24 protein-coding genes and 1 pseudogene are annotated in these 22,181 nt (G+C 45.3%); 14 read left to right on the top strand and 11 right to left on the bottom strand.

Going from position 1 to position 22,181, the window contains the following annotated elements; translation table 11 throughout:
- Window positions 1–46: 46 nt before the first annotated feature.
- The 4 genes from J7529_RS08035 to J7529_RS08020 all read right to left on the bottom strand — a co-directional run bounded on the left by J7529_RS08035 (window position 47) and on the right by J7529_RS08020 (window position 3,950).
- Window positions 47–802: a DUF554 domain-containing protein gene (locus tag J7529_RS08035; protein ID WP_318728561.1), complete on the bottom strand. Its 756-nt coding sequence runs from the start codon at window positions 800–802 to the stop codon at window positions 47–49.
- An 81-nt stretch (window positions 803–883) separates the two neighbouring features.
- Window positions 884–2,518, bottom strand: a complete 1,635-nt coding sequence (locus tag J7529_RS08030) for a trypsin-like peptidase domain-containing protein (RefSeq protein WP_318728560.1) — start codon at window positions 2,516–2,518, stop codon at window positions 884–886.
- A 98-nt stretch (window positions 2,519–2,616) separates the two neighbouring features.
- Window positions 2,617–3,081: a hypothetical protein gene (locus J7529_RS08025; protein WP_318728559.1), complete on the bottom strand. Its 465-nt coding sequence runs from the start codon at window positions 3,079–3,081 to the stop codon at window positions 2,617–2,619.
- Between the two features lie 125 nt (window positions 3,082–3,206).
- Window positions 3,207–3,950 carry a hypothetical protein gene (locus tag J7529_RS08020; protein ID WP_318728558.1) on the bottom strand — a complete coding sequence of 248 codons (744 nt, stop codon included), beginning with the start codon at window positions 3,948–3,950 and terminating at the stop codon, window positions 3,207–3,209.
- Window positions 3,951–4,321: 371 nt separating this feature from the next.
- Between J7529_RS08020 and J7529_RS08015 the strand changes: the two genes are divergently transcribed.
- The gene (locus tag J7529_RS08015; RefSeq protein WP_318728557.1) at window positions 4,322–4,492 is read left to right on the top strand and encodes a hypothetical protein; all 171 of its coding nucleotides are present in this window, start codon (window positions 4,322–4,324) and stop codon (window positions 4,490–4,492) included.
- Here J7529_RS08015 and J7529_RS08010 read toward each other — a convergent pair.
- Entirely contained in the window at window positions 4,480–5,475 is a 996-nt protein-coding gene (locus tag J7529_RS08010) for a carbohydrate kinase (RefSeq protein WP_318728556.1), read from the bottom strand. The two genes, J7529_RS08015 and J7529_RS08010, sit on opposite strands and share 13 nt — an antisense overlap.
- 265 nt (window positions 5,476–5,740) lie before the next feature.
- Between J7529_RS08010 and J7529_RS08005 the strand changes: the two genes are divergently transcribed.
- The 7 genes from J7529_RS08005 to J7529_RS07975 all read left to right on the top strand — a co-directional run bounded on the left by J7529_RS08005 (window position 5,741) and on the right by J7529_RS07975 (window position 11,522).
- The gene (locus tag J7529_RS08005) at window positions 5,741–6,019 is read left to right on the top strand and encodes a helix-turn-helix domain-containing protein (RefSeq protein ID WP_271940846.1); all 279 of its coding nucleotides are present in this window, start codon (window positions 5,741–5,743) and stop codon (window positions 6,017–6,019) included.
- Window positions 6,020–6,034: 15 nt separating this feature from the next.
- Window positions 6,035–6,340: a hypothetical protein gene (locus J7529_RS08000; RefSeq protein WP_318728555.1), complete on the top strand. Its 306-nt coding sequence runs from the start codon at window positions 6,035–6,037 to the stop codon at window positions 6,338–6,340.
- The gene (hisS, locus tag J7529_RS07995) at window positions 6,340–7,614 is read left to right on the top strand and encodes a histidine--tRNA ligase (RefSeq protein ID WP_318728554.1); all 1,275 of its coding nucleotides are present in this window, start codon (window positions 6,340–6,342) and stop codon (window positions 7,612–7,614) included. Before J7529_RS08000 ends, hisS begins: the two co-directional genes overlap by 1 nt.
- 130 nt (window positions 7,615–7,744) lie before the next feature.
- Window positions 7,745–7,924: a hypothetical protein gene (locus tag J7529_RS07990; protein ID WP_318728553.1), complete on the top strand. Its 180-nt coding sequence runs from the start codon at window positions 7,745–7,747 to the stop codon at window positions 7,922–7,924.
- Between the two features lie 389 nt (window positions 7,925–8,313).
- Complete coding sequence (locus J7529_RS07985; RefSeq protein ID WP_318728552.1) at window positions 8,314–9,729, top strand: hypothetical protein; 1,416 nt, start codon at window positions 8,314–8,316, stop codon at window positions 9,727–9,729.
- A gap of 52 nt (window positions 9,730–9,781) precedes the next feature.
- Window positions 9,782–10,588, top strand: coding sequence for a hypothetical protein (locus J7529_RS07980; protein WP_318728551.1), 807 nt, complete (start codon window positions 9,782–9,784; stop codon window positions 10,586–10,588).
- A gap of 145 nt (window positions 10,589–10,733) precedes the next feature.
- A complete protein-coding gene (locus J7529_RS07975; RefSeq protein WP_318728550.1) occupies window positions 10,734–11,522 on the top strand; it encodes a radical SAM protein in 789 nt (262 codons plus the stop codon).
- 83 nt (window positions 11,523–11,605) lie between these two features.
- Here the strand turns inward: J7529_RS07975 and J7529_RS07970 are convergent, their stop codons facing one another.
- The 3 genes from J7529_RS07970 to J7529_RS07960 are packed head-to-tail and all read right to left on the bottom strand — an operon-like array spanning window position 11,606 to window position 12,721.
- Window positions 11,606–12,061 (bottom strand): lasso peptide biosynthesis B2 protein, encoded by a 456-nt coding sequence (locus J7529_RS07970; RefSeq protein WP_318728549.1) that lies wholly within the window; start codon window positions 12,059–12,061, stop codon window positions 11,606–11,608.
- A gap of 23 nt (window positions 12,062–12,084) precedes the next feature.
- Window positions 12,085–12,441, bottom strand: coding sequence for a DUF86 domain-containing protein (locus tag J7529_RS07965; protein WP_271940826.1), 357 nt, complete (start codon window positions 12,439–12,441; stop codon window positions 12,085–12,087).
- Complete coding sequence (locus J7529_RS07960) at window positions 12,431–12,721, bottom strand: nucleotidyltransferase family protein (protein ID WP_271940823.1); 291 nt, start codon at window positions 12,719–12,721, stop codon at window positions 12,431–12,433. Before J7529_RS07960 ends, J7529_RS07965 begins: the two co-directional genes overlap by 11 nt.
- Before the next feature lie 183 nt (window positions 12,722–12,904).
- Here J7529_RS07960 and J7529_RS07955 point away from each other — a divergent pair, with 183 nt between their 5' ends.
- From J7529_RS07955 to J7529_RS24660, 3 genes and pseudogenes are all read left to right on the top strand, one after another.
- Window positions 12,905–16,114, top strand: coding sequence for an efflux RND transporter permease subunit (locus J7529_RS07955; RefSeq protein WP_318728548.1), 3,210 nt, complete (start codon window positions 12,905–12,907; stop codon window positions 16,112–16,114).
- Between the two features lie 51 nt (window positions 16,115–16,165).
- Window positions 16,166–16,417, top strand: coding sequence for a DUF433 domain-containing protein (locus tag J7529_RS07950; RefSeq protein WP_318728547.1), 252 nt, complete (start codon window positions 16,166–16,168; stop codon window positions 16,415–16,417).
- 81 nt (window positions 16,418–16,498) lie between these two features.
- Window positions 16,499–16,618 (top strand): annotated as a pseudogene (locus tag J7529_RS24660) (DUF5615 family PIN-like protein); the annotation flags it as partial.
- A gap of 221 nt (window positions 16,619–16,839) precedes the next feature.
- On the opposite strand, the gene ureE reads toward J7529_RS24660, so the two are convergent.
- The 3 genes from ureE to J7529_RS07935 all read right to left on the bottom strand — a co-directional run bounded on the left by ureE (window position 16,840) and on the right by J7529_RS07935 (window position 19,160).
- On the bottom strand, window positions 16,840–17,283 hold the full coding sequence (gene ureE, locus J7529_RS07945; RefSeq protein WP_318728546.1) for an urease accessory protein UreE: 444 nt from the start codon (window positions 17,281–17,283) through the stop codon (window positions 16,840–16,842).
- A gap of 175 nt (window positions 17,284–17,458) precedes the next feature.
- On the bottom strand, window positions 17,459–18,535 hold the full coding sequence (locus J7529_RS07940) for a glycosyl transferase (protein WP_318728545.1): 1,077 nt from the start codon (window positions 18,533–18,535) through the stop codon (window positions 17,459–17,461).
- Window positions 18,536–18,671: 136 nt separating this feature from the next.
- A complete protein-coding gene (locus J7529_RS07935; RefSeq protein ID WP_271940809.1) occupies window positions 18,672–19,160 on the bottom strand; it encodes a universal stress protein in 489 nt (162 codons plus the stop codon).
- A 148-nt stretch (window positions 19,161–19,308) separates the two neighbouring features.
- Between J7529_RS07935 and J7529_RS07930 the strand changes: the two genes are divergently transcribed.
- From J7529_RS07930 to J7529_RS07920, 3 genes are all read left to right on the top strand, one after another.
- Window positions 19,309–20,310, top strand: coding sequence for a GUN4 domain-containing protein (locus J7529_RS07930; RefSeq protein WP_318728544.1), 1,002 nt, complete (start codon window positions 19,309–19,311; stop codon window positions 20,308–20,310).
- Between the two features lie 10 nt (window positions 20,311–20,320).
- Window positions 20,321–20,974, top strand: a complete 654-nt coding sequence (locus J7529_RS07925; protein WP_413038840.1) for a Uma2 family endonuclease — start codon at window positions 20,321–20,323, stop codon at window positions 20,972–20,974.
- Between the two features lie 344 nt (window positions 20,975–21,318).
- On the top strand, window positions 21,319–22,181 hold an 863-nt coding region (locus J7529_RS07920; RefSeq protein ID WP_413038839.1), incomplete at its 3' end, for an RNA-guided endonuclease InsQ/TnpB family protein.

Raw genomic sequence — 22,181 nt, 5'->3', positions numbered from 1 at the left:
CATAGAATGCTTTGAAAGGATAGTATTGGCTAGATTAGGGGGTAAACTAAGACGCGATAAGGCTCTGCATTGCTTGCGCGATCGCATAAATTAACGGTGCTAACGCCAGTGCAGGCAAAAATGATGCAATTCGCAGTTTACCAATATTGAGCAAATTCAAGCCTAAGCCTAACATGATAATTCCGCCGACTCCAGTCACCAGGAAAATTCGCGGGTCGTTGCTTGGGTCAGGTAAGATTTGAGTCAGGCTACCCGCTAGTAAGGAAATGCCCCCTTGAAAGATGAGGATGGTGATGATGGAAAACCCTACTCCAATCCCATAACTTCCGGTGAGCGCAATCGAGATTAACCCATCCATCGTTGCTTTGAGCGCCAGCAAGCTATCGTCACCCGTGAGTCCATTATTAATCGATCCAATCAACGCTAAAGGACCGACACAAAAGAGTAAACTAGCTGTAACAAACCCTTCTGTAAACCGTCCCCCTCCGCGAAACCAAATCTTGAGTTGGGAACCAATGGCATTGAGTCGCTCTTCAAGTTGCCACCATTCTCCCAATAAGCCACCCGAAGTTAAACTAAGCACCGCTAGCACAACCCCATCAACCTGTCCCGCTTGCGCTTGAGTTAAACTTCCAGCCATACTCATCCCCAGATACAGGGTAATCAATCCCATACCTTGAGTAATCGTGGATTGAATGCGTTGGGGCAATTGATTTTTCAGCAGTAACCCTAACCCAGTTCCCACCAATACGGTTGCTACATTCATCCAGGTTCCACTGGTTTTTAGCCAAAAATCAAACATCAGATTTAACTAACTCACTGACTGTCCAATTAAGATATCATGACTTGTAGCAATTACCCATTACCACGTGAAGCGCGGTAATTAATTTGGCTGGCGTTGCCAAATCAATATCTCATTATTTAAACCTCCAGAAATGAGTCTTTGATCGTTGGCACTCAGACCGAGAGAAATGACATAATCTGAATGTTTCTTTACGGTGGATTGTAACTGACCGGTCTGTACATTCCAAAACCGAATTGTCTTATCCCAACTGCCACTAATGAGGGTTTGGTTATCTTCTTTGAGCGCTAAAGACCAAACACCATCGGTATGACCTTTGAGGGTTCGTTGTAATTCCCCTGTGGCTAAATTCCAGATACTGATGTCTCCTTCTCCCCCTGCACTAGCGAGGGTTTGACTATTGGCACTAATGGCTAGAGCGAGAACAGATAAACGATGGTTTTCAAGAATATTGACTAACTTGAATGTGGGCAACTCCCATACACGAATGGTGGTATCTTGGGAGCCACTAATCAACCATTTGCCATTGGGAGAAATGGCTAAGGAACTAATTAATCCTTGATGACCGGGAAGGGTTTCTATGGTTTCATAGGTGTTCAAATTCCAAATGAGAATCTGTTGATCCCATCCTCCAGAAACAAGGGTTTGACCATCGGGCGTTATGGCTAAAGCAGAAACGGCATCTCGATGACCGGTTAGGTTTTTTTGTAGCTCTCCAGATTGGAGATCCCAGAGCTTAATGGTGCGGTCTTCACTGCCACTGATGAGGGTTTTACCATCAGGGGCGATCGCCAAAGCATTGATGGCTTTTTGATGACCTGTTAAGGTGTTAATTAGCTCTCCAGTGGTTAAATTCCAGAGAATGATCGCCCCATCACTATGGCCACTGACCAGGAGTGCATCCCCTAACGAGGCGATCGCTACTGCACCTAAAAATCCCCCCTCCCGTTGTAGCGTTTGGCTTAACTGATATCCTCCTGCAACAATAGCTTCAGTCGCTGGAGCTGGGGTTTCACTCAGCACTGCCCTAGAATCAGATGCTGTCGGAGTCGGTTTTTCCGCGCTCTCCCACCAGGTTAAAACTTTATCCAGTTTAATCCCTGTGGCCACTACTTGATCCGTATCTTCGACTAATTGAACCAACCGGTTAATACCAATCACTTCCCCTCGTTGATTTAAAACCGGGCCGCCACTCATGCCCACCCGCACCACATTGGTATAATTTAATGGTAATTGTGTTTGATCCACCCCTTGTAGCAATTGCACAAATTCCCCTTCGGTATTCACAAAAATCCGTTGACGAACCGATCCCCCAGACCGTGGCCAACCGGCTACATAAGCTAGAGTTCCTACTTCTACTGCTTGCGGGTTACCGATGTCTGCGGTGCGATAGGTCATTTCACTATAGAAGGCCAGCACGGCAATATCTTCTCCAGGCATTCGCAACCGATGGGACGGCCCTACCTGATAGCGATCGCCATCGGGAGTAATAATGGTATAGTCTTCCGGTTGATCCACCACATGGGCATTGGTGACCACATAATAAACCTGATTTTCAGTAGCGAAAATTACACCGCTTCCTCCCTGGGGGCCTTCGATGCGAACCGTAATTTCTGAGGCAATGCGGTCAATTACTGGGTTGGCAAGACTGGGAAGGCTAAGAGCTAGGCTAGGGGCGAGACTCAGAAGAGCAGCAGAGAGAAAACGAGTATACATTTCAATTAAAAATTTTTGTAGTTCAGGTGGGAAATTATCGTAGGTGGGCAGGAGAATAAGCGATAGAATTCAACGTATATAACCCGATTCTGCCCACCCTACCTGGTATTTAGACGCTGTTGGAAACGGATAATTACAGCTTGAAAAAATGGCCATTGATAATATTCAAACATGAGCCAAGCCACCAGGAATAGATGGGTAAAGAAGGTTAGCCCAGTCCAAAACAAGGGAAACCATGCGCCGCTACTTTCGGGATCGGGGGGGAAGATATAAGAGCCTAATCCAATTAGAATGGGAGGTAAGAGGATTAGGGGAACACTTAACAGCCAGAGAATTTGGGATTGATCGCCCGATCGCATCATTGCAACGTTAATCCAATTTTGACCCGTCCAGTACCAGGAAAAGGGGCGATCGCCATCTGCCAACTGAAGGGTTTGCTGTTGCAGATTTGCACTAAAGATATGACGGCAAAAGTTACAGGCAAAGGCATCCATCAACGTCAGTGCAGAAATCCTTCCATGGCGACACAGAGGACAGGTGTAGGTGTCATGGGTATTGAGCATGGCAATTAAAATTTTTTGGCTTTTTCTGGTTAACTAGGGGGTCAGTTTTTGTCGTGACAATCTTCTAAAGATTTGATATCAGTAATGGGTAATTCTAGATATTTATGGAGTTTGAGTCTGGGTAATTACGGGCGATCGCTGATAGTTTTGATAAATTCCTTACCATTTTCTTCTAAGACCACAATGGGATTACCACTAGATGCAATTTCAATTCGTTTCACTCGTATTGTGCCATTCGATAAGGATTCTCCAGCCACCACATAGCGAGAGGTCGGTTCATCAGGAGCCTTAAGAATTGCCCGCATTCCATCCGGCAGCTCTGCCACTCCTGTTACTTTTACAGCTTCTGCTCCCGATGGTGTTACAGGACTCGGAGTTGGGATAGGCTGCACTTGAGCGACTTCAATCGTTTGGGGAATTGCTTGGACGCTGGGATTGGGTTGTACCGTCGGCAATTGGGGGGATGGAATTGGGTTTGGAGCCGGTAAAGGAATAACGGGTAAGGGTTGAACCGGGGAGGGGGCTGGGTTGGGTTTGACTGTCACTTCTGGGGTTGGAGTCGGTGGGGCTTGTGTTACCGTAATCTGACCCGGAGTCACAATAGGATGGGTGTCTAAGGGGCTGAAGGGGTCCCGCTGTCCTTCTTTGAGTTGTGCTAACCGTTCCTCAGCCGAGGTTGAAGGGGTTAATTGGGGAATTTGGGCTAAGATTTGGCTCTTCTGTTTGGGCGTAACCTGGGGAGAAGGAGGAGGAGTAATAGCAACTTCTGACTCGATTACAGCATCCTCTTGGGATACCTTGGGCCCACTACAGCCCACTGTCCAGAGTAAAGAAATGCTGATGGTACTCATCCACAGGAAGCGATTCATTGTTAGATCTCCCAATCTTGCTCTTCTCATTCAGAATACCGCCTCTTGCCTGAATTGCAACAAAATAGGGCTTTGTTTGGTGTAAGCACGAAGAGTGCTTAAAAGCCTAGCTGGAGAGGGATAAATCCCTCACTACAAACCAAATCTAATGCACCATTTTAGGTGAAACAGTCCAGTAGTGGGGAGCATGGGGGAAGACGGAGGCACGGGAAGGTTCCCTATTGCCCTTTCCTATAAGTTTTGTAACGATTTCCCCAATTTTGCATAAAATGGCCGTCTTTTTTCTGAGCTCCCTATAGAGACCCTTGTTAATGCTCTGAAATCCCATCCTCCTCGGATGGGATTTTTTCTACTCAAGAGGAGGTAGTTCCATGTTCTGGCCGATCGCCCTTTTTGCTATTATTGTCTTTTTCTGGACACAAGAAACCTTAGTTGAGAAACCGCAGAAGAAGAAAACCCCAGAAGAAAAACTGGGAGAGGCGATCGGCGAATATCTCAAGTCAGGGATTAGAATTCGCACAGAAGAATCTCAAGATAAATAGTCCGTGGTAATCCCCTGTTCTTGGAGAAAAGTTTGTACCTGTTTAGCCGTCGGCTCAGGCGCTATCGCTCCAGGTTCAACAGTGGTTAGAGCGCCAACGGCTGCTGCATAGGTAACAATTTCCTTGACCTTCTGGGGATCTTGCAAGCTGGAAATCTGGTATCGATTGAGTTGATGAATCAAACCTGCTACAAATCCATCTCCTGCTCCTATTGTATCCTTTACCGATACGGCAAAAGCGGGTACACTTCCTTCTCCTTCTCCGATCGCATAATGGATCGGTTTTTCTCCTCCGGTAACCACCACACCCTCTAAATCAGGAAATCGGTCTCGGATAGCCAATGGATCGGTCATATCCAATAAAAACTCGGCTTCTCGATCGCTAACTTTTACAAAGTCTACTTGAGCTAATAAATCATAAATTAAGGGTTTGGCTTGCTCGGGATCGGGCCAAAAAAGTGGTCGCCAATTCACATCGACGACCAGTTTCAGGTGATATTGATTAGCAATCTCTAACGCTTTATGGATCGCTTCCTGGGTTTGGGGATAAGCCAGCTCTAGGGTTCCCAGGACTAGATATTGAGCGTCTCTAAATAAATCTATAGGGAGCAGGGCAGAATCAAGATAGGCATCCGCGAAGGCGGTTGTATCTGTCTCTCCAAAGCCCGCAAAATAGCGATCGCCATTATAGGAATGAATTACATAAACCTGTCGGGTGGGGGCACTAGCATGTCGTTGAATGCCTTGGATATCAACCTGCTGTTCTTGGAGAAAATTCACCAAGCTATCTCCCGCCTCATCCGATCCAACACTCCCAATAAACGCTGATGGCGTACCCAACTTGACTAACCTACACGCTACATTAGCAGGAGCGCCGCCTGGATATGGAGTCCAGGACTTAACTTGATCGTAGGGCAGTCCAGCTTTGTCAGCCAGACAATCGAATAAAAGTTCACCTAAGCACAGAACCTGAGCTGTATTCATAGAAAATTTTGCCGTAAGCCTAGAACCCTCAGTGTACTACTATTCCCGGTTATTATCACCAGGAGGATTTTTCCTCTAGCGGGGATCATAAGCTAGTTCTAGCGATCGGACTGATGAAGATTTTTCTGTTGCTGGGCAAACCATCAAAAATGGTTCAGCTTAATCATCAATCAAGATCACAATAGCAAAGATAGAATCTAAGTTATAGTTTAAGTAGATATACTAAAGCCAATATGCTTTCCCTTAGTAGAGATCCATAATCACTATGACTGTTAGCGAACCAATGAAATCCATATCCCTCTCCGACCGTGAAATTCAGGTGGTAGAACTGGTGGCCATGGGATTAGCCAACCAGGATATTGCCGAAAAACTCGAAATCAGTAAGCGCACGGTAGATAATCATATTAGCAATATCCTCAAAAAGACCAAGACTGATAATCGGGTGGAATTAGTTCGATGGGCAATGAAATGGGGTAAAGTATGCATAGATGAGGTCAATTGTTGCATTTTACCTGCTGATCCGACACAATCCGAAGACGTATAAATGTCATCTTTGCCTATGAAACCCCAATCTGCATCTATCCTGGATTCGGCTGTAAATCAGAAACGCAGAAACCTGAGTTGGCCGAAGTTGCCCCTAGCGGTATACCGTGAAGTTGCAGCCCATTTACGTCAAATTGATGGTGTGAATACGGGGCTGTATTCCCAATCTAGCTCGGAGTTTAATTATTATTTAAGCCAGGTTGGAAGTATGTGGCTCGAATACCCGGAAGATCTCGGAGCTGAGGATTTGGCCCGTATCGATCAAATTTTGGCGTACTATAGCGATCGCTATGGTGTCTGGAAATCAATTGACGAAAACTAATGGCACAACTGCAAGGTATACGAGGAACCCGCGATATTCTGCCGGATGAGGTAGCCAGATGGCAGTGGGTGGAAGCAATCGCCCGGAAAGTTCTGGCTCAGGCTAGATATCAGGAGATTCGCACGCCCGTTTTTGAGCAAACGGAATTGTTTGCCAGGGGAATTGGGGAAGCGACGGACGTGGTAGGCAAGGAAATGTATACCTTTACGGATCGCGGCGATCGCTCAATTACCCTGAGACCCGAAAATACGGCAGGAGTGGTGAGATCCTATATTGAGCATAATCTCAGCTCGAAAGGCCTTCAGCGTCTTTGGTATATCGGGCCCATGTTCCGGTATGAACGGCCACAGGCTGGACGACAGAGGCAGTTTCATCAATTGGGTTTGGAGGCTATTGGCAGTGCCGATCCAAGGGCAGATGCTGAGGTAATTGCCATTGCCACCCAAATCCTTAAATCTTTGGGTCTAAAGTCCCTCAAATTAGACCTCAATTCTGTCGGCAACCGGGAAGACCGCGTTCAATATCGTCAAGCCCTGGTTGATTATCTTACGCCCTATAAAGAAGAGCTGGATGCAGATTCCCAAGATCGTTTAAACCGCAACCCTCTGCGGATTTTAGACAGTAAGGACAAGCGCACCCAAGAAATTGTCCAAGATGCGCCCAGTTTATTGGAGTATTTGGGGGACTTCTCCCGCAATCATTTTGGGCAGGTGCAAACCCTACTGGCTGATTTAGGCATTGACTATGACATTAATCCTCGTCTCGTCCGAGGACTCGATTACTATACCCATACCGCCTTTGAGATTCAATCCGACGATTTAGGGGCCCAAGCCACTGTTTGTGGAGGCGGACGCTATGACGGATTGGTCACGGAATTAGGCGGCAAAGAGACCCCAGCAGTCGGTTGGGCTATGGGATTAGAGCGATTAATGATCTTGGTGGAAAAACTGGCTCAAGTTCCAGAATCTACCCTAGATTTTTACCTGATTTCTAAGGGAGAACTAGCCCAGCGCCAATCCTTGAAACTAGCTCAGGGGTTGCGCGAAGCTGGATTTTCTGTGGAACTAGACCTGAGTGGCGCAGCGTTGAAAAAACAAATAGCTCGTGGCGACAAAAGTGGCGCGATCGCCTGTCTGATTTTAGGCGATCGAGAAGCCGAACAACAAGAAGTGCAACTCAAGTGGATGTCCGCCAAAGAACAACAAACCCTGGAACAAAGCGATCTGTTAAGCAATACGCCTTATTTACGTCAACAACTCGATAAGCATTGTTAGGGGCGATTGGAACCCGATTAAACCCGTTATCGTCGTTGTTTTTTGAGGATCTCAGGATTAAACTCACTAATCCTGAGAATACTTTTATATACTATAAGCATCGCCTGTTCAGTCAACTGAAAGAGGTACAATGGAGAATCTAAATTCAATAGCAAAAGAAGAACAGTACATCAGCAATGTAAGCTCAGGTTCTGAATGGAATCGAGAAGAGCAAATGATCAAAAATCAAAAAGCGATGGAAAGTCTTAAAGCGATGATGGCTCGGAATCGTCGAAAGGAAACAACTAAGAAAGGTTTAGAATTTTGGTGATGTGTTTATCAAACCATCAATAATCATCGTCCTGTTGGACAAAAGCTATTTTCTGAGAATAATGGAAATTAGATGATAGTTTTTATAAATAGTTCTATCTTAGGTGTGCTTTAGATGTGTGTGTTATACAGAGCAGTAAAAATTGGGTCAAAGGCTCAGTCTCAAGGATAGCCGACAGCGCCTCGCGAAGCCCTAGATATCGATCTAATTATTGCCGCTCACTACAAAATATTAAAAGAAGAATATCCTGGGCATTATGTGGTAATTTCCACTAAAGACATTAAACATTTGAGTCTTTTTTCTGAAGCAAGAGATTGGAGAGCAATAAAATTATAATATAAGGTGTTATTGTCATTTGAAATAACTATATTTTTGAATTATTCATTACTATGTCTGTGATTCCTCCGTACCTGATCATCTTTACCATTGCCCTAGTGATCCTTCCTTCTCTAGGTGCAATTCTCTTAAGGATGGCACTCCATCTCCATCTTACCGTTCTTGCCCAAAAAGTTCGGCGACTGATTCACTGGCAACCTCTCAACCGTAAACCAGAAATTATTGAATATGTAGAACAACGGTATGCAGAATCGATTGCTCGGTTAGAACACGTCAATACTGGAGCGCTGATTGACCAAGTATATAGTCAAGAGCAAATTCTGTTTTTATCCTGCGATCAAATTGAATATTTAGGGCGAATTTTACCCAACTTGTTATTATCTGTTGGTTTGCTGGGAACATTTATTGGGATTACCTTAAATCTGACGGCTTTAAGTGAAACCATCAGTAATACCACGGCCATTGATATTAACAGCTTACTGGAAGCTCTGCAACAACCCTTACAAGGCATGGGAATTGCCTTTTTTACTAGCCTAGTCTCCATTTTGTTTAGCGCCGTCTTAACCGTCGTCAATGGACTGTTTAATACCGCGATCGCCAAAACCAAATTTGTTGATTCCCTTGAAGACTATCTCGATAATGTTTATCTGCAAACCTTAGAAAACAATACCCGATTTGACCGCATCATTCAAGGAATGAATCACTCTTTTGAAGGATTTCTTAACCGATTTGGTCAAATGGTGAGTGCTTCTGTAGAATTAGCCCTCAAAGAAAAAATGGAAGAGTTGGCGATTGAAAATCATCGTGCCACAGAACTGGCAGAAAAAGTTTATAGTCGCTTAACGGAATCTACGTTAACCATTAGTCAAAGTACCGAAGAATTTAAGCAATCGGCCGATCGCTTCTTAATCGTCGCTCAACGATTAGAAAACAGTCCGTTCCCTCAAAGTCTCACCGCAGCTACGAACACTTTAGGAGCGCTTCAGCACAGTTTTGATCAATCCATTAACAGTTTAACCACTTCTGTACAAACCATTGAAATTGCTGCCTTAGAATTACAAAGTTATAGCAAACGATTAGCAAAATTTGGCGATCAAATGAGCCAAAGCTATTCTACGTCCCTAAAAGTACTGGAAAGCCAACAACAGAGTCAGCAATCTATTCAGAATATGATGGCTCGATTACAAACCGGAACTCAGGGATTTGAAATGGCGGTAAAAGCAGTGGATCAACTGCAACGACGCACGATTGCGAAAGCGGAAGATTTAGATGAGTTGCAAGCGGAACTGAAACAAGTGGTCATTGCTTTAAATCAAGTGACTCGTGTTATTCAACAAGGATTGGAAAATTTTGGCACTCAGGTGACGACTTCAGCACAGATTCAAGATAATATTCAACAAATGAAAGAAACGCAGACCGAGCTGCTGAGACTGCGCCGCGCTTTAGAAAGTACAGGGAATAGGCAATAGGCAATAGGATAAATTTGGTTGTACCCATTACCAGCGCCAAGCGCTCTATATTATGACTCGTCGTAAATATCGCAATATAACGACTCAAGAAGATCTGAAAATTTGGACAGCATTTACGGATTTGATGTCCAATGCCTTTATGATCTTAACGTTATTTTTGCTCTTAGCGTTAATTAAATCATTCTTTCTGAAGTCAGTTTCTGATGCCAATGTTACCCGTTCCCAAGAATTAGAGTCCCAATTAGCGAATTTGCAGTTAGAGTTAGATAGCCGAACCAGTGCAGTACAAGGGTTAGAAGGTCAAGTTGCGAACCTGCAAGATCAATTGCAACGACGGGAAAATGTGGTGCAAAAACTGCAAGGGGAAATTGAACGGTTAAAATCGCCTCCGGTGATTGTTTTACGGGAGTCGCAATCGAGAAGTTTTCCGTCTGGTAGTGCAGAACTTGCGCCAGATTTCCAACAGTACATTTTAGAGGATTTGGTAACGCAAATTGAAAGTTTTGCCCAAAATTATCAGGGCTATGTGGTGGAGGTGATTGGTCATACGGATGGTCAAGAAAATAGTGGCAGTGCGAGTAATTTAGACCGAGTTTTAGAGGATGTGGTGGAAGGAAGTGCGTCGGTTTCTCGGTTGAATCCGGGATCGAATGCCGATTTAGGGTTGATGCGTGCGGTTGCGGTGGTGAAGGTGTTGCAAAGTAATCCCCGTTTGCGATCGATGGGGTTACAGTTTAAGGCGTATTCTGCGGCTCAATTGTATGGGGTTTCAGGGAATTTTTCGCCGACGAATGGTGGGGATAATCCCAGTCGCAGACGGATTGAGATTCGGTTTACTCCTCCTGCGGTGGAGCGGTGATGGGGAGATGGGGATGCTCCCTTCGACTCCGCTCAGGGAGCTGACTGGGACAGGGGGCGTTTTAATGATCGAGTGGGCTTTTTTCAGGTTTCCGTCACAATAGAGGGGGAAGCGTGTTTGTTGAGCATAGATGGAGATGAAGGAAATGGTAACGACAACGACGGAATTTAAGAGTGTGTATGGACCGGTGGTTTCTTGGCGTTATGGGCGATCGCTAGGCATAGACCCGATTGGTCAAACTTCGGTTTGTTCATTTAATTGCGTCTATTGTCAGTTGGGAGAGATTGAGATTGTGACGCAAAAGCGAGATATTTATGTACCTACAGAAATGATTTTGGGGGATTTACAGGAGTTTGCACCTTGGGATGTGGATGTTGTGACGCTCAGTGGTAGTGGTGAACCGACATTAGCGTTAAATTTAGGGGAAATTTTGCAAGGGATTCAGGAAATGACCCAAAGACCGACGCTGGTATTAACTAATGGTACGCTGTTGGATGATCCGCAGGTACAAGCAGATTTACGATATTGCGATCGCCTTTCCCTTAAACTAGATGCTGTTACCGCTAAACCCCTCAACCGAGTCAATCGTCCCGTAGACAGCTTGAATTTAGAGCAAATGTGGCAAGGAATGCTCGACTTTCGCCAACAGTATGCCGGTGAAATTGGCGTACAAACCATGATTTTGACTCTTTGGGATGCAGAAACTCGCCATCAGTATATCGAGATGATGAAAGCCTTATCTCCCGTAGAAATTCAACTCAATACTCCGTCTCGTCCAAAACCGGTCAAACGGCAATTAGATGGCCGGGGAAATCATTATGATGAACGGTCTTATGAGGTGAAACGCTTCAAATGTGTGGAGCAGGAAGTCTTGCAAGCGTTTGCCGAAGAAATCGAGCAAGAGACGAACATTCCCGTGCGCTATCGAGGCTAACAAAGACTGATTTGAGTGTAAACCACGAGGAGTAAAACAGTTCAGGAGAAATGATATAACATCCCAAAGACCGATCGCCTGCCCTAGGGAAGAACCATCACTCCATAGCGATCGCGCACATCTTGAGTATCATTGATTGCCCAATCTTGCCATTCCACCCAAGCATGGGCGGCGAATTCTCCCTGTTGCTGCTGTACTCCAATGCGTAATTGACTCTCAATTCCCTGGTGACGTAATAAACTCCAGAGGACGAGGGACTGTTGCAAGCATTTTGCCCAAGGTTGACAATACTTAGCGGCTAATCGTACAGCCTGATTCACTTGTATGACGCGATAGACTAGATTATCCTCAGTTTCCACATTCTCTGTTAATGGGAAGAATTGGAATAAACGGGTTTGAGTGGACTTAAATCCCCACCATTTTAGGGAAAGGGTAACCACAGGTAACCAGAACAGAGCCTGCAATAAGAGCGATTTTACTGCGCCATCTAGACTCCAGAAACTGGAAAATTTCTGCATCCCTAACTTCAACACATTCATCTTTCTAGCACCTAACCTAAAATCTATTCTTCTCCCATCTCTTGCTGCAATAGTGTCTCTAGCATGGGAACTACAGCAGGTAAGTGATTTTCAATTGTATTCCAGACTAACCTTTGCTTGACTCGAAAGTATTCGTGAGTCATCACATTTCTCATATCCCCCATTAAACGCCAGGGAATTTGAGGATAGCGAGACTTGATGCTATCGTTAACGTTGATTGAAGCCTCACCAATTATCACAAAATTGTAAAGAATTCCGTGTAAAACAAGATCTTCCATGTCTTCAAACTGCTCATAACTCATGCCCGCAGTTGCTTGTTGAATGCGGGCGATCGCATCTAGAATATCTTGTATCCGTAGTGGCCATGCTCTAGAAGGCACGAATCACCTCCTGGAGAACTGGTTCTCGCAAATGTTCTCTCAAGGCATCTTCTGTGCCTAAGTCTATATCACAACCAAACAGATCTTCTAGATAGTGTTGCAGGCGAAATAAGTCAAACAAACTCGCTTCTATAGAAAAGTCTACGAGAAAGTCAATATCGCTATCAGGTCGTGCTTCGTCTCTAGCGACTGAGCCAAATAAATCAAGAGACTTGACTCCCAATGCCTCTAGTTCTTGCCGATGATTGGCTAAGGTTGCCAGTACCTGTTCTTTATTCATCCTGAGTTACAGTATGGGTATATCTATTGTCTTAGCACAATCTTTGCTTTACGCTAGGCCAAGGTTCCCCGATTCTCGACAAAACCGATACAATCAAGAGAAAATCTTTGCCCGCAAGCCAAACCAATTTTTAATTTTTTCGGCTGTCGCCGACATGAAAATTTTTAATTTTTAATTGATCTTATGAGCCGAGCCAACTTAAGTTTAAGCGCGATCGCCATTCGTCGGCATATCGGAACCCTGATGTTAACCATCGCGGTTATTGTTGTCGGTTTCTTTGCCCTTAGTCAACTCCCGGTTGACCTCCTCCCTGCCATTACCTATCCCCGGATTGGGGTGCGCGTTGATACTCCTGGTCTGGCTCCTCAAGTAGCGGTAGATGAGGTAACTCGGCCCCTAGAAGAAGGATTAGCTGCCACTGAAGGGGTCGTGCAAGTGTTTTCAGAAACTCGTGAAGGTCGGGTTTCCCTCAATCTCTACTTCAACCCTGGTAGTGATATTGACCAAGCTCTCAATGATGCTACGGCGACTCTGAATCGCACGATTAACCAACTGCCAGACGACTTGGAGCCACCGCGCATCTTTAAGTTTGACCCATCCCAACTACCGGTGTATGAATTTGCGCTGACTTCTGAGGGATTACAAGGGGTAGATTTACGGGTATTTGGCGATCAAGAATTGGCGCGGGAACTGACCGTAGTCCCTGGAGTTGCTGGGGTAGATGTCTCTGGAGGACTGCAAGAGGAAGTGCAGGTGAATCTGGACTTGAAACGGATGACGAGTTTGGGCATAACCATTAATGATGTGTTGGATAATTTGCGCGATCGCAATTTAGACAGTTCTGGAGGACGACTACGAAATATCCCTACCGAGAGCCTCACCCGTACCATCGGTCGCTTTGCAAACGCCCAAGATATCCTCAATCTCTCCTTTGAACTGAGTGATTCTCCCTCATCTCGCCAAGTCTATCTACGGGACTTTGCCCAAGTGATTGATGGCACAGAACGACAACAGGTATTGGTTTCCCTGAATGGGATTCCAGCCGTTAAAGTGAGTGTGCAAAAACAGCCAGAAGCCAATACGGTACAAGTCGTTGACGCAGTGAAAGCCAGGATTGAGGAACTGCGCTCTGGGGGCATTATTCCCGATGATATGATTTTGACCTCGACATTGGATGAATCCCGATTTATTCGCCAATCGATTCGCAATGTGGTGATTGCGGGATTAACCGGATCGGGTCTAGCGGCGATCGCCGTTCTCCTATTCCTAGGTTCCCTCCGACAAACCCTGATCGTCATCCTCGCTATTCCCCTGGCAACCCTCACTGCCATTATCCTCATGTTTGCCTTTGGTCTCTCCCTCAACGTCTTCAGCTTGGGAGGACTTGCTTTAGGGGTGGGTATTGTCGTAGACAACTCCATCGTGATGCTGGAAAACATGGTTAGCCAACATCAGGCTCTTCGACTGCGCTCAGAGCGTCCCCTGAGCGCAGTCGAAGGGGACACCTTAGATATCCCCCCCTCTCCCTATCTGGAAGCGCAAAAAGCCGCCTCACAACTCGAATCTGCGCTCTTAGCCTCCACTTCAACTAACCTGGTTGCTGTCTTACCCTTCGTACTCATTGGGGGATTCTTCTCATTGCTCTTCAATGAACTGATCCTCACCATTAGTTTTTCCGTTGCCGCGTCCCTGATTGTGTCCTTAACCGTGGTTCCCATGCTCACTTCCCGGTTATTGCGCGTGCGACGCTCCAGCGGCTTAGACAAAAGGGGCCCCTTACGCTGGTTTAACCAGCAGTTCTTGTTGATTACAGGGGGCTATGGACGGATATTAAGAGGGGTGATTCGAGTCCGAATTCTGGCGATCGCGTTAGCGGTATTGATTCTCGGTTATGGTAGCGTTCGCCTCGCTGCTGACATTCCCCAAGAAATTCTTCCCAGAATCAACACCGGACAAGCGCGTTTATTTGCCCAATTTCCCCCTGGAAGCAACCTAGAAACCAACCAGAAAGTGATGGAAGCGGTCGATCGCATTCTAGTCGAACAACCGGAAACCGAATATGCCTTTACCACCACTGGCGGATTTCTGTTTGCCAATCTCACTATTGAAAATTTACTGCGATCGAGTAGTACCATTACCCTCAAACCGGGCAGTAATGTCCAGGCGTTTGTCGAAAACGTTCAACGCGAACTCAATCAACTGAATCTCGTTAATATTCGCCTACGCTTATTTCCGGATGCAGTGCGGGGGTTAATTTTAAATAATTCCCCCGTGCGCGGCGATATTGATGTGGCGATCGCCACATCTCTCGGCCCCGATGGGATTGAAGACCCAGATATTCTTGCTCAAGCCGGTCGCCAAGTCCTGAAAGCCTTAGATGAAAACGTGACCTTAGCCCGATTTCGCCCCGATGCTGACCCCTCGCAACTAGAAGTCCAAATTCGTCCCGACTGGGAAAGAATGGCCGATTTTGGGGTCACTGCACAAGAGTTAGGGACAACGTTGGAAACGGCTATCTCAGGAACCGTTCCCACCCGGCTACAACGGGGTAATCGTTTAGTGGATATCCGCGTACAACTCAACCGAGAGGCGTTACAGAGGATTGATGAACTCCGGCAAATGCCCCTGTTTTCACAAAATAATAGTCCCATTCGTCTACAAGATATAGCGAGTCTGGATAAGGGAACAGCACCGGCAGAGATTCAGCGCGTGAATGGGCGATCTGTCTTTTTTCTAGTAGGAAACTTGAATCAGGGGGCGAGTTTAAGTGATGCTCTAGCGGAAGTTGACGCAGCTTTAGAGAATCTAGAACTCCCTCCAGGAGCGCGAGTGTTGCCGTCGGTTGCCGCCGAATCGAATCAACAACTGCAAGAGGCGATCGCTATTTTGGGCAGTTTGGCGGCGTTCCTGGTGTTTGTGGTCATGGCAGTTCAGTATAATTCTTTAATCGATCCCTTGGTGATTATGCTCACGGTTCCCCTGGCTCTAGCCGGAGGAATTTTAGGATTGTACCTGACGGAAACGGCGATCGGGGCTACCGTATTAGTCGGTGGCGTTTTATTAGTGGGAATTGTGGTCAATAATGCCATTATTATGGTTGAATTAGCCAATCAAATTCGCGCCGAATCGGGATTAGATTATCGTAGCGCCATTCTCAGAGCTGCGCCCCAACGATTACGCCCGATTTTAATGACCACAATTACCACAGTTTTAGGTTTATTTCCCTTAGCTGTAGGTTCAGGAGAAGGGGGAGAATTTTTACAGCCATTAGGCGTAGTTGTCTTTTCAGGCTTATCTTTGGCCACCCTGTTAACCTTATTTATGATTCCCTGTTTCTATGTGCTATTGCACGAAGATATTGGCGAGAAATTGTTGAGATTGCCGAAAAAGTAGATTATTATGAACCATAGTTCAGTCCCTTGATAGATAAGGAGGTAAGAGCCAATGGCCGATCTGAATGATTCTCTGCTCTCAAGAATTACATTTGATCGCCAGTTTTTTGGCGGTAAGCCCATTATTCGAGGAATGAGAATTTCCGTGGCTATGATTTTAGAATTGTTGGCAAAAGGGGCATCAATACCAGAGATTTTAGAGGATTATCCTGACCTGGAAATGGCTGATATTTATGCTGCTCTGTTCTATGCCTATCGTCTCATCAATAGCGAAGAAATAGTGGAGCGATCAGTAGCATCATAAATCATGAAATTTTTGCTCGATGTCAATGCCAATGGTTCTTTATCCGATTTTTTGAAAGATTTGGGATAGGATGTTGCTTGCGTTCGGGATGTCGATCGCAGTATGAGTGATGGTGACATTTTGGATTGGGCTGTAAGAGAACAGCGTATTATCATCACCACAGATTCTGATTTTGAACAACTGATATGGCTACAAGATTAACGTCATTGTGGAGTTTTACGGTTAGAAAATCTCCCGCGTTCCAAAAGACTCTCTCTACTGCAAGATGTTTTAGCTAATTACGATCAAGAGTTAGAAGCGAGATCAATTGTTATTGCTACTGAACACAAAATTCGGATTCGCAAGAAATTAAGCTTCAAGGAGGAATCCTGAATAATATAGAGTCCGAATAATCGGTTATGATATCAAGTCCGAACTATTCCCTAATGCGCAGCACTGTATGCTCCGGGTTCGGGTTGGAAGGGAGCAATTTTTTCCCTTACATTTACTCCTAATTGCTCTAACATTGTTCGGAGTACCGGGTCAACTTCTAAACGTAAGTAGTCTGGAGTGATTTCGACAGGAATATGACGATTTCCGAGATGATAGGCTGCTCGCAGAAGACCGATCGCCGTTTCCGAGGTCACTTCTAATACGGGTTCCGGTTTGGCGATCACTTGCACCAGGGTATCGGCGATCGCCGTTTGCAAAAGGTCGCCATTTTGGAGAACCGTTCCCCTAGGTAATCGTAACTCAACCGTCACCCCGTCCGGAGTTTCTGCCTGATAGCGACTGCGGGTACGCTCCCAAGCAGTTAAGGGAAGGGTAAAGGCAATTTGGGAATCATCCAACTGCAAACAGCGCTGGGTGAGGGTAATTGAGGTCATGGGGGAGTGGGGGAGTGGGGGGATAGGGAGATGGAGAAGCCTAATTGTGAATTCTAATATCACATCCGTTTATTTAGGGCGATCGCATGACAACCATTGTAGAGACAACGCACGCCTTGTCTCTACAGTACGCATTTGTAGGGGTGATTCATGAATCACCCCTACATTGAGGATTTTATATAAAGTAGTTGATCGCGGCTTCGGCGATCGCCTCGCTGCCGGTTTTATCCAAAACTACATCCGTTCTGGGAGGCGTAGGCACTTGGTGTAAAAAGCTCCAATCTCCGCTAAAGAAAGCTTCTGGATCAATAATCTGATGTCTGCCGTAATCTTGCAATCCTTCCATTAAAACCGGGGTTTCGGCAAAGCCGTCTCGTGTTAAAGAAGCAATGGGAGTTCCTAAGCGCAAGGCCTCCGCAAATGTACTATATCCCGGTTTAGAGATCAGGCGATCGCAAAGGGGCATAAAATCGACTGGCCGATATTCATATCCCCTCGCTTTAATCAAATTGGGTAGATCGGGAGCTTGGGCATCGAAGGTGATAAACTGCCAGTCGGGAAACGCCTTGAGGGTATCATAGGGAATCGCTTGCAAGCTTAACCCGCCAAATGTTAATAATACCGTGCGTTCTTTGGGAGCAGAAATTTGGAACTGTTGGCGCAATTGCTCCACAGTCGATCGAGGCATCCCCCCGGTTAACCCTACATCAACCATTTCCGGAAATGCACTCATGGGTTCATGAATCGGTAGCCGAAACAGGCGATCGCACTGGCGATAACTATTGCTAATCCAATCGGCGATCTCAAGAAATTCACCTCCCCAAGGGCGATAAATAAAATCCCAGCCAAAATTACCCATCATCCAACAAGGAATTCCGGCACTATGGGCAATCTCTATGGCTAAATGGGGCAAATCAGCTAATACTAAATCAACCCGATTTTGGCGAATAAAATTCACTTCTCCGGCAATAATTGAGCGTTCATTTTGGCGAATCTGTTTGAGTTTCTCTAGAGTCTGTTCTTTATCCATGGTCAAGCTGTCGGACTGAATTACTCCCACATCAAACCCCCTGGGACGGTGGATAAAGTCAACCGAAATATAGGATTCGAGTAACCATCGGGGAACAGTAGTTACTAAAATGAGGAGAATTTCAGGATTACGTTGCGCGATCGCGGCGGCAACTGAGGCCATCCTCACGGCATGACCAAAACCATGATTGGTGATTGCCAGATATAAAGTAGGTCGAGACATGGAATCAATGAACAATGAACAATGAACAATGAAATAATTAACAATGATTGCTCGTTCTATCCTAAGATTCTCAGGGCAAGTTTAGAGGGATTTGAGTTAACTTACCCTGAGCGAGTGTGACTCAAGAATAGGGGGTTCAGGTTGGCTCGGATAGCAGGGGTTTGTCTTGGACAATGAACACGGAACAGGAAGCACGATGAACGACATAATTACTGACACTACCGAGTAGTACCTCAGCAACTTCATGTCTTCCCCTACGTCCCACGACAATTAAATCTGCACCCCAGCTTTTGGCTAGATCGCAGATCCAACGTCCAGTATCACCCATTTTCCATTCCCATTCACAGGAAACACCTGCTTCTTGAGCGCGATCACAATAGCAAGTGAGCCATTGACGAGTCTGTTCCGTTTCCTCTGCCATCTGTTCTTGTACTGCTTGGGAAAAGTTAGTTAAGGTATGGCCATAGGGACCAACGTAGGTAAACAGACTACTTTCTTCCAAGCCGAGACGGTGAAAGAGCATCATTTGAGAAGAAAACTGTTGCGCTAGAGCTAACCCTTTCTCAAAAACGGTTTCTGCTTGAAGGGAGCGATCGAGGGCAACTAAAATCTTTTGATAAACCATTTTTAAATCTGTACTTAAAAACCTTCATTTAGATCATGGCACTGTTTCAGGTACAATACCAAGGGTCAGCTACAACAATTAACCGCTCACCTCTAGAAGCAGTGGAAAGGAAGTACGCAAAGAATTGAAAGAATTGAAGGAATGACCCATGGCTAACCCGCAACTCCGTTTGATGATCCTGTCCTTTCCCCTTACAAGTTATCTTTTGCTAGGACGGCTCTTATTAACGCTGATCGATCTGAGTTCTCACCTGAGTGCAAAATTGTGGAATTGGGCGATCGCCGATCGGCAACAGTACTCCTACTCTCTCAAAAATGACCGAGGATTGATTTTAGGGTTTCCCCTGGCATTTCCCTTACTCTCTCTTCTAGCGCTCAGTTCCCTGTTATGGTGTACGGTTTTGGTACTGTTGAAGGTGGGTAAGCGCGATCGTCTCTTGGAGCAGGTACAAAAGTTGCTTGGTGATGAATCGCTGTTTGTGATTGCACTTCCGGCTGAGTGTTATCACTGGCTCGAAGGATTGGTAACGGGAGTGTTTGAGGCGATCGAGGGGTTGATGACTCCGGGAATATCAGCCGAGTTCTCGGAAGTCGTGCCTGTGGAAAATAGTGTTGTTCCTGAACCTGCTGTTGTGGAAGCGGTTGAAGAGTCAACACCAGAACCCCAAGCTGCTGTCTTATCTTCTGCTGCTCCAGTTTATCCAACTAACCCGAATGTTCCCTTGCGTTCAGAAAGTGGTATAGATTATACTCGACTTCAGGATTTACTCGCGGATCGTAAGTGGAAAGAAAGCAATCAAGAAACCCTCGATCTGATTTTACGGGCAACTCGACGAGAAAGTGATGGTTGGTTAGATGCCCTGAATTTAGATGAGTTACCTTGTACAGAATTAGACACGATAAATGAACTTTGGATTGCCTATAGTAAAGGCAAATTTGGCTTAAGTGTGCAATCTCGGCTCTATGAACAGGTGGGAGGAGATTATGGTCAGTTTTGCGATCGCATTGGCTGGCGTAAAGAGAGTCAATGGACAAAGCCGACTGAGTTAAACTATACGGATAATGCGCCTCCAGGTCATTTACCTTATCTGGGATCGGCGATCGGTTATTCCCTACTCAGTCATAAACTCAAAACCTGTGGTATTCAATAAATTCAGCGCTATGGTTATTGCAGCACCAGAACCTCAAGCAACCGTACAACCCAAGGGCGAACAACGGGTCATTTTTCGTGGCATCACCTGGGAGAACTATGTACACATCCTCAATCAACTGCCTCAATCCAGAGGTTCTCGTCTAATCTATGATGATGGAGTTCTAGAGATCACTATGCCCTTAGAAGACCATGAATTTGCCCGGTGTTTAATTGAATATTTTATCCGTGGTTTAGCTGAACTTATCGATATTCCTATTAAGAGCATGGGATCGACAACTATGAATTATCCCCTGTTAAGAAAAGGAGCAGAACCGGATAGTGCCTATTATTTTCAAAATCAGCCGTTGGTGAAAGGACGCAATGTGAATTTTGCCCAAGATCCGCCCCCAGATTTGGTGGTTGAGGTAGATATTACCCACACGGATATTGCTAAGAATGAATTTTATGCCCGTTTGGGTGTGCCAGAGTTTTGGCGTTTTGATGGACAGGTGTGGCGGATTTATACTCTGAAGTCTGGGGTATATGTGGAAGTGGAGCAAAGTCCAACGTTTGCCGAAGTGCCGAAAGAGTGGTTATATCAGTTTTTAGCCACAGCAAAAGAAGATGAGATCGGGGCAATGCGAGAGTTGAGGGGACGCTGGCAGGAAGCAACCAATTCCTAGAGAACACGACTATGATGAACCTAAGAACTAGGTCTATTATGGTAATGGGTAATGGGCATGGGTCACAAGTTAAGGTGGTAATATCAAATCTAAAAAATAACGCTACACATCACAACCATTGTAGAGACAAGGCATGCCTTGTCTCTACACTACGCATTTGTAGCAACCATTTAACGATTTGATATTCCCCATTCCCCATTCCCTATTCCCTTATAAGAGATATTCCGAAAACCCCGTGAATTCATTCCGGGGATGAAGGATGAGAGCAGGTTAAAAGCAGCCTGTAAAACTTGATTCTTACACGAGAGCGTGATAAGATCAATGTATTGGTGCGCTCAGAAGAAATGATAGTTTACGAATTCAAAATTAAGGCAAAACCAAGCCAATACGCAGCCATCGATGAAGCGATCAGAACGGCCCAATTCATCCGTAACAAATGCCTATGTTATTGGATGGACAGATTAGGCAATTCAAGAAATGATCTAAACAAATATTGCGCTGTGTTGGCTAAAGAATTTAGTTTTGCTAAAAATTTGAACAGTATGGCTAGACAGGCTTCTGCTGAACGTGCCTGGTTTGCGATAGAACGTTTTTACGAAAACTGCAAGAAGAAAAAACCCGGCAAGAAAGGATATCCTAAATTTAAGAAATATTCTCGCTCAGTCGAGTATAAAACTTGTGGATGGAAGCTCCTTTCTCCCAAGCGAATCAAGTTTACCGACAAAAATGATATTGGAGAGTTAAAACTTGTAGGAACTTGGGACTTGGGGCATTATTCTACCGCTCAAATCAAACGAATTAGATTAATTCGGAGAGCAGACGGATACTATTGTCAATTCTGTATTAAGGTAGATCTCAAGATTGAATTAGAACCGACTAATCAAATGGTTGGGTTGGACGTAGGGCTTAAATATTTTCTGGCTGATTCAAATGGACATACTGAGCCGAATCCTAGGTTTTATAGAGAAGCAGAAAAAATGCTCAAAAGGGCCAATCGCCAGAAGTCCAAAAAATACTGTAAAAACAAGAAACCTCAATCCAAAAATTATCACAAGGCTAGAAAAAGGTATGCTCGGCAGCATTTGAAAGTAAGTAGGCGGCGAGAAGAACATGCAAAAAGAATTGCCGGTTCCGTTATCCACTCTAACGATGTGGTTGCCTATGAAGATTTGAATATCGCCGGCCTGGTTAGAAACCATAAACTAGC

Origin of the sequence: Roseofilum sp. Guam (genome assembly GCF_017746735.1) — a bacterium.
In the GTDB taxonomy this organism is placed as follows: Bacteria; Cyanobacteriota; Cyanobacteriia; order Cyanobacteriales; family Desertifilaceae; genus Roseofilum; species Roseofilum reptotaenium.
The sequence above is the reverse complement of the archived record's forward strand: the minus strand, read 5'-3'. Positions and strand labels throughout refer to the sequence as shown.